We start from the raw sequence: 12,896 nt of genomic DNA on the forward strand, positions 1-12,896 counted from the left end.
CGATGAACATCACGACCCTTTCCCGCCGCGCCGTGATCCTGGGCGCCGCGGCCAGCCTAGGCGGGTGCAGCGCGCTCTCCTCCCTCAACGAGGCGGCGAGGCCCCTCGACACCTACGATCTGTCGCCTGCCGCAGGCTCGAGCGCGGGGCGCAGGTCGGGCCAGACCTTGGTGGTGGCGCTGCCCAACGCCCCCGCTTCGGTCGCAACCGATAGGATCATGGTAAAACCAAGCGCAGCCGCGGTGACCTATCTGCCCGAGGCGCGCTGGTCCGATGAATTGCCCGCGCTGGTGCAGTCGCTGCTGGTCCGCTCGATCGCCGGAACCGGCCGGATGGGATATGTCGGTCCGGCGCAGGCGGGGCCTGTGCCCGATCTGGCGCTCCTGTCGCGCATCGATGCCTTTCAGGTCGAGATCACCGGCGAGACGGTGACGGCCAAGATCGATATCAGTCTGAGCTTGCTGCGCGACAGGGATCAAAGCGTGATCAAGACGGCGGCCTTTCAAGACGAGGCCGTCGCGACCGACGATTCACCTGCCGCCATCGTGGCGGCGTTTCAGGCGATGCTCGACACGCTTTTGCCGCAGATGGCGACATGGTCCGCCGGGGGCTGAAAGGCCGATCTTTGCGGTGCGGGCCACTTCCCCCAACGCGCGCGATCTGCGCCTTTCCCGATTGCCCTCCTTCATCTGGTTGCCTGACCGCATCGCGGGTCCAGCGAAGCGCGTGAAGGGCTACTTTCCGGCCTTCTTTTTGAGGCATTCCTTGGGGAAAAAGACCAACCACAGATTGCAAAGGCCGCAACAAACGATGCTTCCGTGCGACTATATCAGGCCAGTCGTGGCCATAGAGCTACAAAATGTAGACAAGTGGCGGCAATGCTGACGAAGCTGCAAATCTCGACATCCGGTCATCAGTGCCATTTAATCGCCAGAATTCCCTGATTTTTCAGCTCTGGGGCACCGTGTCCGATCACGGATCGTAGTGGTATCCAGTAGCGGTTTGTCCCCGAACGAAACAACTCAAGAAACGTTACGTAGAGGCGATAGAAAATATGCCGACCGGTCGAAATACCCTTTCGCTTCAGATTGTTGCTTCTCTGATCATCCTTTTCGGCGTGGGTCTGATCAGCCTGTTCATAGTGGGCCAGAACGCGATCAGTTTGACGGACGACACGTCTCTTGCCCGCGAGGAGCGTTTTGCCGAACGCCATTTGGCAGCGGCGATCGCTGTCATTCCGCAACAGCAGCGAAGTGCTACCGTCTGGGATGAAGCAATCGTGAATACCGTCGCGCGCAACCAGAAATGGATGGACGAAAACCTCGGTGTCTGGATGCAGGAATACTTCGGGCACAACGAAAACTACGTTCTCGATCAGACAAACGCGCCTATCTTTGCCTCTGTTCTGGGGGAGGTTCGGCCCCCGGAGACCTATCAGGAGCGCGCAGAGGTCATCGCACCCGTGGTCACCCAACTGCGCGAGATCATGGCCGAGGTCAGCGTCGGGGAAGACAACCCCTTCGAGGCACTGGCCGAGGTTGCGGTCGTCTTTCCCCTGCAGTTCGGCGAAGAGGTGGCCATCGTCAGTGCCGTGCCGATCATTTCCGATTCCGGCGAAATTGCACAGGTGCCGGGCACCGAAGCGGTGCATGTCGCCGTGCGTTACGTTGATGCGAAACTCGCCCAGGAAATAGGGCTGCCGATCGAGCTCGTGGATGCGGCATTCGAGACATCAAGGCCGGCCGAAGACCTTGCAAGCACCCCGGTGATCGGACCGGAGGGCGAGGTGCTCTCCTGGCTTGTCTGGAAACCCATGCGCCCCGGAACGGACCTTTTCATGAGCATGCTGCCGGTGCTGCTGACGGCGGGGCTTGTAGCCGGGGGCATGCTTTTGTGGATGATACGGCGTTTGCTGCGGGTTTCGGGCCAACTGCAAGCCAGCGAAGCGCAGGCCCGTCTGGATGTCGCAGCACTGAAGCAAGCACGAGAAGCAGCAGACGCGGCAGATCGCGCCAAGATGAACTTCATCAGCATTGTCAGTCACGAACTCAGGACACCGTTGACGGTGATCCTTGGCTACGCCCGACTTGGGAAAAACGTTCGCCTGATGCCCGCGGCGCGACGATTGGACGATATCCTCCAGCACGAGCATGTCGAGGCAGGGCTTATCCGCAAAAGTGTCGAAGAGGTAATGCAGCTCGCGGACACAACATTGGAAAAGATCGAGCGGTCAGGCGAACACCTGCTGTTCCTCGTCAACCAGCTGCTGGACTACGCCAAGATGGAGACCGGCCGCCTGGAGGTCGATCCGGAAATTTGCGAGGTCCAAGAGGTTCTTGAACCTGTTGTGGAGCAAATGAGAGTGCTCACGGATGAAAAGGACTTGAGCCTCGAGATGCATATTCCGCGCTGTCGCATGCTGGCCGACGTCACGCGCACACGGCAGATCCTGATCAACCTGATGGGCAACGCGATCAAATTCACGGATGAAGGGAAGGTTTCTGTCGTCGTCACCGAAACGGAAGACAAGATTCACATCGCCGTGAGCGATACCGGACCGGGGATCGAGCCCGAAGAACTCGACAAGATATTCGAAGCGTTCCATCAGGCCGATCTCACGCTTTCCCGCAGTGCCGTGGGAACCGGGCTGGGCCTGTCCGTGGCGAAAGAGCTGGCGCGCCTCGAAGGTGGCACCATCCGCGTGACCAGTGAGGTCGGTATTGGCAGTACATTCACCCTTTCGCTGCCGAGAGAGACGGAGCCGGTCCTGGATAAGGCCGCTTGATAGAGGGGGCAGATCCCTGCATCGTGACGCTTGGCGCGCGATGCAGGGGGGTGATGGAACCCCGTGTTTCGGATTTCCTGCCAAGGAGGCGCAGGGCCGAAGCGCGAAGTGTGATTTCTAATAATTTTTGACTGTGCCCCGCGCCCGCGGCGGATGTCTGTAGCCCGTCCGGTGCATCGCAGGCAGATCGTTCGGCTGATCGGAACTCCACGATAAACGGCCCTGTGCAGGGTTTCACACGCGCCGCGCAAGGACGATGGTTTGTCGTTACGACGCCTTCAAACCTGCGCCGCAGGTGCGAGCGCCGCGTGCAGGGCGTCGCCGGCTCCGTCCATGGCCTCGGCCAGAAGTGCTGCGGTTGTCGGGCCGAGCGTGAACCCTTGGTGCCCGTGGCCGAAATTCACCCAGAGCCCGGACTGGCCGGGAACCGCCCCGACCATGGGCAGCATCCCCGGCAGGCAGGGCCGGGTGCCGAACCACTCCGATCCGGTGATCCGCGGGCCAAGCGTGACAAGATCGCTGACGCCCCTCTCGCCGCGGGCCAGCTGCGCCGGGTTCGCGGGTGTGTCCGGTGGCACGAGCGCCGCGCCGGTGGTCATCCGAAGGCCGGCGCGCATCGATGCCAGAACCACGCCATTGTCAGTGTCCAGAAAGGGCCGCCGAAAGGTAAGCGGGGCATCGTAATGGGCGTGATACCCCCGTTTGAGCACCATCGGAATCCGCAGACCGAAGCGCCGCAAGGCGACCCCCGTCCAGGGGCCAAGGCAAAGCACGGCGGCGGCCCCGCTGATCACACCCTCCGGCCCTTCGATGCTCCAGCCGCTGGCCGTTCTTTTCAGGGTCTCGGCATCGGCAATCACGATGCGCCCGCCGCGCTGCTCGAAAAGCGCGGCATAGGCCAGTGTCAGGGCACCGGGATCAGAGACGCTCCAGCTGTCGGGAAAATGGATGGCGCCCGCAGGATCACTCTGGAGTGCCGGTTCCTCGCGGCGCCACTCCGACCCGCTATAGACGCGGGACCGGACGCCGTATGCCCCGGCCAGATGGGCGGCGTTGCGACACTCCTGATCGAATTTCGCGGCGTTCCGGAAGACAAGGGCAATCCCCTGCCGTGCAACGAGATTTTCCGATCCGGAGGCCGCGATGAGGGGGGCATGATCGTCTGTCGCGCGCGATGTCAGGCGGGCATAGACCGCGCCCACCCGCGCGTGGCGGTCGGGTGCCGACGCGCGCCAGTAACGCCAGAGCGCGGGCGCCATGGAGGCAATCCCCGACAGGGACCATGTGACGTCATTTCTCTGCCCCAGCGCATGGCGAAGCAGGTCCAGCGGCGCCCGCGGCATGGGGTAGGGCTCGGCGGCCTCGGCCTGGATCACCCCGGCGTTGCCATGGCTTGTCTCTTGTCCCGGCGCACGGCGGTCCGCCAGCGTCACCGCGTGGCCACGTTCCTGCAAGGCAAGCGCCGTCGAAACACCGACCATTCCGGCCCCGATCACCAAGATTTCGGCCATGCCACGTCTCCTTCGCTCTGGCAGAACGCCTGTCAGATCTTTGCGATGACGGTTATCTCGACCCTCGCCTCGATCATCAACCCGCTGAGCACGGTTGTCCGCACCGGAAGCGGATCGGCAAAATGCTCGGCATAGACTGCGTTGAATGCCGCGAAATCGGCTTTGTCCGTCAGGAAGCAGGTGCAGGACACCACATCGGACAGGCCAAGGCCCTCGCCGGCGAGGGTCGTCTTGATCCGGTCGAGACAGTTGCGGGTCTGCGCCTCGATCCCGTCGGGGATCGTGCCGTCGGGCGCGAAGCCCAGTTCGCCGGACAGAAACAGCAGATCATCGACGCGGCGCGTCTTCGAAAACGGGAGAATTGGAACAGCGGTCATGGGTATCCTTGGTTTGGCTAGTGTGTCGTGTAAGTTCAGTCGAGGCTTGTCTGCGCATCGGTGCGCGGAGCCACGGGGCCCTCGGCCCAGCGGGCGGCAAGATGCACGAGGATGATGATCATCGCGATCGGTACGATCACGGCGATCCACACCATCGCGATGCCGAGCGTGTCCATCGTGAGCGCCGCCTGCCGCGCGAGATAGCCGCGCGCAAAGCCGCCGCGCAGACCGACGAAGCAGAAGTAGACCGTCGGCAGGACGAACGTCAGTACGGCGGCGCTTTGCAGGGCTTCGGCCATCAGGCCCATCCAGTTCGGGCGTGCGGGAAACACGCTCGCCATCAGCACCGCGTCCGACCGCGTCTTGAACGACAGGGTTGCCCCCAGAAGGCCGGTCCAGACCATCATGTAGCGGGCCACGTCCTCGGTCCAGACGGGCGGTGACGAAAAGCCGTAGCGCGCGATGACCTGTATCATCACGGTGATGAACATGCCCGCAACGGCTGCCACGGCCACGCCGCGCGCGATACGGTGCAGAAGGTCACTGAGGCCGGTGATGAAAGCACGCATGGCGGATACTGTTTGTCGGCAAAGGCGCGCCCCGCCCGGTGCGGGACGCGCGAAATGGTATCAGCGTGCGTCGGCGGCGAGGGTCTTCCATGCGGCGACATCGTCGGAGGGCATCAGATCGGAGTCGTAGACCGCCTGCGACTTTTCCCGAAACGCCGCGCGTTCGTCCGCATCGAGCCTTTGGACCGTGACGCCGGCGGCTTCGAGCGCTTCGAGCGAGGAGACCGACACGCCGTCCAGCCACGCTTGCGTAGCGGCATCGGCCGTTTCGACCGCCGCGTCCACGGCTGCGCGTTCCTCGTCGCTGAGGCCGTCATACCACATCTTCGACACCAGAACGGCGCGCGCGGGGATGATGACACCCGCATCCGCGTAGTTCTTCACGAAATCGGTCTGGCCGAACATGATCGGCACGAAGGGCGAGTTCAGGTAGCCGTCGATCACACCGGTCTGAAGGCCCGCAGGCACTTCGCCCCAGGGCACGATGGTGCCCGAGCTGCCCCACGCCTCGTACATGGCGATCTGCGCATCGTCGAGCGCGCGCATCCGCAGGTCCGCCATGTCCTCCGGGCTGCGCACCGCCTTGTCGGTGGTGATGATGCCGGAGGAGGGGCCAAGCGGCGCGATGGCCAGCAGCATCGCGTCCTGCGCGGCCAGCGCCTCGTTCTGGCGGGCGATGACGCCGCCTTCCCTCAGCGCGCGCTGCATGTGGGCTGCATCGTCGAATAGATACGGCAGGCGCAGCCCGTAGACGAATGGTTCGACCTGCGCGACCGAGCGCACGTCGGACAGCGATACCTCGAGCAGGCCTGTCGTGACCTGATCGAACTTCTCGGCCTCGTTGCCGACGGCACCGCGTGGCATTTCGCGGACCTCGAAGCCGGCCTTGGTGAGCTCCGCGCCAAAGGTCGCGGCCCAATTGTAGGACCCGGAGGTTTCCAGATCGGGGGCGCTGTCCAGCGCGATCTTGACTTCGGCGGTGGCGGCTGTGGCCGTCGCCATCAGGGCCGACAGGGCCAGGGCTTTTATGTTCATCGTGTTTCCTCCCAGGGTTTCATCAATTTACGGAAAATCCGGCCAGTCTCGGCACGGTCAGGCTCAGCTCCGGCCAGTAGGCCAGCGCCAGAAGCAGCAGGATCTGCACCACCACGAAGGGCAGCGCGGCATAGGCCAGACGCCAGTAGTTCAGCTCGGTCAGGGCGGCGACGACGACAAGGCATTTGCCCAGCGGCGGCGTGATCAGGCCCACGCACAGGTTGAAGCACAGCACGATGCCCAGATGCACCGGGTCGATCCCCTGCGCGAGCGCCTGCGGCGCGAACAGCGGGATCAGCAGCGTCATGGCGACGGGGGTGTCCATGAACATGCCCGCGATCAGGAAGATGCCCACGAGGAAGAACAGGTAGCGCGTACCGGTCAGACCGATCGATTCGACCCATTCGGCCAGCATCTGCGACCAGCCCATCTGGCCCGCAAGAAAGCCGAGCACCGAAATCGCCGCGAGAATGATGAAAATCGTCCCGGTCAGGCGCGCGGTCGCGTCGAGCGCGTCGAACAGCATCCGCCATGACAGGCCCGTGTAGAACTGCCCGGCGATCAGGGCGAAGAGCACCGCGATGGCGGAACCTTCGGTCGGCGTGGCCAGCCCCAGCACCAGCGAGCCGAGGATCACCACCGGCAAGAGCAGCGCGGGCGCCGCGCGGCGCAGGCTTGGCCAGAAGGCGGGCACATCCGCTGCAACGCCGCCGGGATGGTTGCCGATGCGCGCCAGCACCGCGTTGAGGACCATCAGCGAGACCGCCAGCAGGATGCCCGGCACGATGCCGGCGGCGAACAGCGCCGCGACGGAAGCGCCGGTCAGACCGCCATAGATGATCATGATGATCGAGGGCGGAATGATCGGCCCGATCATCGACGAGGCCGCGGTGATCGCCCCCGCGTAATAGGGGCTGTAGCCGCGTTCGACCATCTCGGGGACGAAGGTGCGCGACAGCGCCGCGCTGTCGGCAATGGCCGAGCCAGATATCCCGGCGAAGAAGACGCTGGTCAGGATGTTCACATGGCCCAGGCCGCCCCGGAACCGCCCGACCACGGACAGCGCGAAGTCGATGAGGCTGCGGGTCACACCGGCGCGGGTCATGATCTCGGCCGTCAGGATGAACAGGGGCATCGCCATGAAGGCAAAGACATCCAGCTGTGCAAAGATGCGCTGCGGCAGGATCGACAGGAACTGCGCCTTGCCAGCCATGACAAAGGACAGCACGGACACCGCCCCCATGAGGTAGGCAAATGCGGTTCCGCTGATCAGCAGCAGCACGAAGACGGCAGGGATGGGCCACATGGTTGCTGCTTCCTCTTAAACGGCTGTTTTGATCTCGGGACCGTCCGCCGAGGTGGTCAACGGCGGATGGGTCACGATCGAGCGCAGGTCGACAGTGCTTCGGTGCAGGGCATCGGTGTCGGGGCGTGGCCTAGCGGTCTGCGGATCCCCGGCAAGAAACGCCTCGACACTGCGCGCCGCCGCCAGAAGCCCGACATCGCCGCGCACCGGTCCGATCATCTGCAGACCGAAGGGCAAACCGGCCCCGTCGCGCCCTGTCGGCAGCGAGATCACCGGCCCGCCGCTCATCGAGCCGCGGTAGGTCAGCGCAAGCCAGCGGTAGTAGATGTCCATTTCCGTGCCGTCGATGCTGGCCGGATAGGCGTCGGTCCAGGGGAAGGGCGAGACGGGCGAGGTGGGCACAAGGATCGCATCCAGCCCCTCCATACGCCCATTGAAACGGCGCAGGATGCGTGTCTGCTCCATATGCGCCCAGGCGCGGTCCGCCAGAGTCATCGTGCGGCCCAGTTCCACGTTGCTGTGGATATGCGGGCCAAAATCTTCGGGTGCGGTCCGGACGGCCTCGCCGAACCCGGCCAGAAAGCTCTCGGCCCGAAGGATGTCGAAAGCACGGTCCATCTCTCCGAGGTTCAGATCGACCTCGCGGCATTCGCCGAGATGCGGGGCAAGCGCTGCGACCCGCGCGCGGAAGGTGGCGCGGATATCCGGATCGACGGGCGCGCCGCCGAAATCCTCGCTGATGCCCAGCCGCAGCGACGACAGGGGGGCGTCGGGAATGGCATCGAAGCGGGCAGGGGACGACGGGCACGACAGCGGATCGCCCGCATCGAAGCCGTGACAGGCGCGCAGCATGAGGATCAGGTCGTCCACGTCCCGCGCCATCGGCCCCAGAACCGAAATGGCCGACCAGCCCACTGGGCGTGTGGGGTGTGCGATCACATCGACCGACGGGCGATAGCCGACGATCCCGCACAGGGCGGCGGGAAGGCGCAGCGACCCTCCGGTATCCGAGCCCGTGCAGAGCGGCAGCAGGTCCGCCGCCAGAGCCGCCGCCGACCCGCCCGAAGATCCGCCCGCCACCAGCGCAGGGTTGAACGGGTTTCCCGTCGCCCCCCAGACAGGGTTGCGCGTGTTGCCGCCCGCGCCCAGTTCGGGCACGTTCGTCTTGGCCAGAACGATGGCACCTTCGGCGCGCAGCCGTGCGACCATCGGAAGGTCGGCCTTCGGGGTGTTGCCCCGCGCGCGCGGGCTGCCATGGGTTGTCAGCAAACCAGCGGTGTCCTGCAGATCCTTGACCCCGATCGGCAGCCCGTCGAGCATCCCGCGGGGCGCCCCGTTCTGCCAGCGGCGCGTGGCCTGCGCGGCCTCGACAACCGCGCGCTCGGTATTGAAGGCGGTCAGCGCATTGAGCGCGGGGTTCAACGCGGAAATGCGGTCCAGACAGGCTTCGAGAAACGCGCTGGGCGTCAGGGAGCCACTGGCGAAGGCGGCCATGATCTGCCGTGCGGACATCTGTGTCGGATCGCTGTGCGTCATTTCCCCCGAGCCTCGGCGGCTCGCCTCTTCTTTAACTTTGGGTAAGCCTACAGCACGATTTTTCGGCGGGATAATGAATTTAAAGAAGAAAACATTAACCAAATGGAATGGTTTATCTCTGCGAAGCGGCCTGGATCAGGCATTTGCGGAACAGGCTTGCCGGGCTGTTCTGGTCGGCCCCGTCGCTACGCCAGAAACAGCGCACTTCCGACAGGAGCCCTTCGGTATCGAGCGGCAGGATCACCAGATCCCCCCGTGCCGCGAAGGTCCGCGCGAGGCTGGCGGGAAAGAACCCGAGTGCCTCGGTATGCTTGAGCAGCTCGATATTCAGCGACAGCGCCGAAGACGCGATGATATTGACGGGCGGCGCGAGGCCATGACCGGCGAACATCGCCTCCATCGCCCGGCGGGCGACCGAATTGGCCTGCGGCAGGATCCACGGGCAGTCGGTCGCCTGTGCCCATGTCATCTTCTCGACATTGGCCAGCGGATGCGCGGGGCCGCCGACCACCACGACAGGGTCGCTGAACAGCATGGTCTGATCCACACCTTCCAGCGTGTCCGGCTGCCATATGCGTGCGATCAGCAGGTCAATTTGCCCGGCTTCGAGCAGCGGAAACAGCGAGACGAAATGCCCCTCGCTGATGACAACGTTCGACCGGGGGGCGCTGCGCTTGAACAGGCTGATGGCGCCCGGCAACAGTATCGGCGCGACCGACGCCACCACCCCGACCTGCACCGGCCCCGACGCTCCGCTGGCCATGGCATCAAGGTCAAAGGCCGCGCGGTCGATCTGGCCCAGCACGATACGGGCATGTTCCGCAAGGCGCTCACCTATCGGCGTCAGGAACAGGCGATTGCGCTCGCGGGTCACGATCGGCGCGCCCGCGATGTGTTCGAGTTCGTTGATCTGCTTGGAAACCGCCGGCTGCGTCACGTTCAGCGCTTGCGCCACGCGGGCGACAAGCTTGTGCTCGGCAAGACCAGCAATCACCCGCAGGTGGCGCAGGCTGAGCCGCTTTATGAAGTGGTCGCTGTGGATATCGTATCTCCTCGCACGCGTCCGGTCCGCGACCGTGAGGCAAAAGCAAAACGCAGGGCGTGCAATTTCGGTGTGCACCACGGCACCTGTGCAGCCAGCGGCAGTGTCGCGCGACCGGTGTGGCCGGGCAACACCAAAATGCCCTTAGCCTCGGCTTGCCGGGTCTGGCGATTGCGTTGATCGGGGGGGCGTTTGTCCCTCTCATCCATCTCCTTTCCGCGCTCGATTCACGCCAGTTTCCAGACGGTGGGCGGTGCCGGCAGGGCTGCTTCTGGATGGGGTAAGCCCGGGGGCCTTGATGCAAAGGATGCGATTGTCCTAAGCTTGGACCTGAAAACAAGCGTTGGAGTGAACTATGTCTGCAAAGATCATCACCCTTTCCGCCACCGTTCTTGCCGTTGGTTTGGCCACGCCCACGATCGCCGAGAGTACGGGCGAATTGGTCCTCACCATAGCAGGCGAAGAAGAGGTCATTCCGCTTTGGGGAACACAAAGCGACTGGAGCGGCAGCGCAAACTGGCCCTCCATCAACATTTACGCCCGTTCTTTCAACGAGGATGGCGAGGATCCGCTGGTCGTGACCTTGGGCTTCGACGCTCCGGGCTGGACGCCGAGCCAAGCGGAAATGCGGCTGTCCCGCTACGAGGGGGGGGACGCGGTTCTCAAGCTGTTCGCCAATGAAGACGAGGAGGATGGCGGGCTGGCCGTGAAACTGGACAGTCACGCGCTGGAGGGTACACTGATGAGCCTAACCGGTAGCGTGACCGGGACGCTCGGTACGTCAGACAACTATGGGCGCGACATCGACCTGTCGGACGGCATCCCGGTCGATGGCGTCTTCACAGTAACACTTGAAGAGTTGGACTGACCAACGCGGTTGCGCGCAACGTCTTGCGTTGTTTGGGCAGGCCCAAAAGGGGCATGGACACGCTGGCTCAAGCCAGTGCTTCACAGATTACCCATACGCCTGTGCCCTCCATGAAGGACCGATGTATCGGACCTTGCGCGATTGGCATGAACGGCCCCTATGGGGGCATCTGCTTTGCCGCCACCAACTGCCGAAGCTGTCGGATCGCGCCCCGTTGCTTTCGATTGCGCAGCGGCCAACGCGGCACCGTTCAAGCCTTGCCTAAGGCTGCGCTTGCCCCACGCGGCAGCCCTCCCATTTCTGGAAATTGTGCCTCCGACAGGCGTCCAGATTGATTCAAGCTATAATTGAAAGTCGGAAAATTCTTGCGCCAGTTCAAATTGCAGGAATGCCCATGCCTGAACGCATCGCGCTGAAATTACGAAGGAAATTTTATTCAACGGCCCCTGCGGCGATGCCGTGAACGATCCGTTGCGCAATAATAGACGCGAGACTGACGACGGGCTAAACTGCCCGGAGGAGAATATTGGGTGCCTGCATTGCTGATGCCCTTCCTGCGAACCGAATTTTTGAAACGTGATGAGATAGCTAATGGCGCGAATACTTACTGAAGACACCGTCTGGGAAACAGGACAAACGATCGTTCTTTCGGACGATAATCAGATTGCACCGGGGGTGACGCTCACGATCGAGCCGGGTGTCACCATAGAGGGAAATGGCTACTCCATCTCGGCGTTCGGCACGCTGACAGCCTTGGGTTCTCAGGATGCGAAAATCACCTTCGATGATGTGATCATCGCCTTCGGGACAGACTACAGAACGCCGGGGCGGATCGATATCGATCAAGCGACAATCTCCGGCGGGGTGTTTTTGCCGTTCCGAACCGGAAATTACGGCTCGTTCAGCCTGACCAACAGCCTGATTTCCGGGGCGGATACCACCTATGTGTGGTATCCCAAGGCAGACAGCCTTTTCGAAGGGAATGTTTTCATCAATTCCGGCGGCCTGAGTATCGGCTCTACCTCGGAAGGAAGTGTGTCTATCAGGGACAATGCCTTCATCAACGCCGAGCGCGCTGTGATGGGTACGGCAACGATTGTGGCCTGGACGACGTACGGCGATCCGGTAGACGTTTCCGGCAACACCTTTCTGAGCGATATACCGGCACTTGAAGTCGAGTATTCGCTCAGTCAGATCTCCGGGAGTGACAACTACTTCGGAACAATCGATCCGGCGGAAATCGACGCATTGATCCTCGACAAGAGAGACGATCTTTCACGTCCCAGCATCATCGGCTTCGAGCCGGCGGCAATTGCTCCGAATGACGCCGTGATAAGCGCCATGATCAATGCCGGCATCACGACACCGCTGTCCCTGACGGGTACTGCCGGCGACGATCGTCTTCTCGGCGCAAGCGGGAATGACGTTTTGCGGGGCGACGAAGGGGCAGACACCCTTGAAGGCAATGATGGAGATGACGCGCTTTTTGGTGAAGACGGCGACGACAGGCTGACCGGCGGCGCAGGCGACGATACAATCCACGGCGGAGCGGGGAGTGATACCGCTGTGATCGACGGAAATTACCTGGGCGAAGATGGCGATTTCAACGTCTCCGTTGTCTTGTCCGATGGCGCCTTTCTTCTCAGGTCACAGGCGGGAAACGACCTCATCAGTGACGATGTCGAATTCATTGCATTCAACGATCGAACCGTAAGCGCATCCGATCTGCTGGCCGATGTCGGACCACCGGTTATTGCTGGCTCCGATGTGAATATTTCGGGGTCGGACGCGACCGAATTCATAATCGGCACCTCGGTCAACAACTGGATCACGCCGGGAGGCGGGTCGGATACGATCGACGGGGGGG

Annotated in this window: 11 protein-coding genes; 4 read left to right on the plus strand and 7 right to left on the minus strand. The window is 63.0% G+C overall.

Features of this window, described 5'->3' with window-relative positions; translation table 11 throughout:
- Positions 1-2 precede the first annotated feature (2 nt).
- Positions 3-614, plus strand: a complete 612-nt coding sequence (locus ABMC89_RS15815) for an ABC-type transport auxiliary lipoprotein family protein (RefSeq protein ID WP_349569676.1) — start codon at positions 3-5, stop codon at positions 612-614.
- A gap of 440 nt (positions 615-1,054) precedes the next feature.
- Entirely contained in the window at positions 1,055-2,785 is a 1,731-nt protein-coding gene (locus ABMC89_RS15820; protein ID WP_349569678.1) for a sensor histidine kinase, read from the plus strand.
- A 278-nt stretch (positions 2,786-3,063) separates the two neighbouring features.
- Here ABMC89_RS15820 and ABMC89_RS15825 read toward each other — a convergent pair whose 3' ends face one another.
- The 7 genes from ABMC89_RS15825 to ABMC89_RS15855 all read right to left on the minus strand — a co-directional run bounded on the left by ABMC89_RS15825 (position 3,064) and on the right by ABMC89_RS15855 (position 10,239).
- Positions 3,064-4,296: an NAD(P)/FAD-dependent oxidoreductase gene (locus ABMC89_RS15825; RefSeq protein ID WP_349569681.1), complete on the minus strand. Its 1,233-nt coding sequence runs from the start codon at positions 4,294-4,296 to the stop codon at positions 3,064-3,066.
- A gap of 32 nt (positions 4,297-4,328) precedes the next feature.
- Positions 4,329-4,673 carry a RidA family protein gene (locus ABMC89_RS15830; RefSeq protein WP_349569683.1) on the minus strand — a complete coding sequence of 115 codons (345 nt, stop codon included), beginning with the start codon at positions 4,671-4,673 and terminating at the stop codon, positions 4,329-4,331.
- A gap of 35 nt (positions 4,674-4,708) precedes the next feature.
- A complete protein-coding gene (locus ABMC89_RS15835) occupies positions 4,709-5,242 on the minus strand; it encodes a TRAP transporter small permease (protein ID WP_349569686.1) in 534 nt (177 codons plus the stop codon).
- Positions 5,243-5,302: 60 nt separating this feature from the next.
- The gene (locus tag ABMC89_RS15840; protein ID WP_349569688.1) at positions 5,303-6,277 is read right to left on the minus strand and encodes a TRAP transporter substrate-binding protein; all 975 of its coding nucleotides are present in this window, start codon (positions 6,275-6,277) and stop codon (positions 5,303-5,305) included.
- Between the two features lie 22 nt (positions 6,278-6,299).
- Complete coding sequence (locus tag ABMC89_RS15845) at positions 6,300-7,583, minus strand: TRAP transporter large permease (RefSeq protein WP_349569690.1); 1,284 nt, start codon at positions 7,581-7,583, stop codon at positions 6,300-6,302.
- Positions 7,584-7,598: 15 nt separating this feature from the next.
- Entirely contained in the window at positions 7,599-9,119 is a 1,521-nt protein-coding gene (locus tag ABMC89_RS15850) for an amidase (protein ID WP_349569692.1), read from the minus strand.
- Positions 9,120-9,231: 112 nt separating this feature from the next.
- On the minus strand, positions 9,232-10,239 hold the full coding sequence (locus tag ABMC89_RS15855) for a LysR substrate-binding domain-containing protein (protein WP_349569694.1): 1,008 nt from the start codon (positions 10,237-10,239) through the stop codon (positions 9,232-9,234).
- 277 nt (positions 10,240-10,516) lie between these two features.
- Here ABMC89_RS15855 and ABMC89_RS15860 point away from each other — a divergent pair, with 277 nt between their 5' ends.
- A complete protein-coding gene (locus ABMC89_RS15860; protein WP_349569697.1) occupies positions 10,517-11,029 on the plus strand; it encodes a hypothetical protein in 513 nt (170 codons plus the stop codon).
- 591 nt (positions 11,030-11,620) lie between these two features.
- The coding region (locus tag ABMC89_RS15865) for a calcium-binding protein (RefSeq protein WP_439655671.1) at positions 11,621-12,896 on the plus strand (1,276 nt) is incomplete at its 3' end.

Origin of the sequence: Sulfitobacter sp. HNIBRBA3233, assembly GCF_040149665.1 — a bacterium.
Classification (GTDB): Bacteria; Pseudomonadota; Alphaproteobacteria; order Rhodobacterales; family Rhodobacteraceae; genus Sulfitobacter; species Sulfitobacter marinivivus.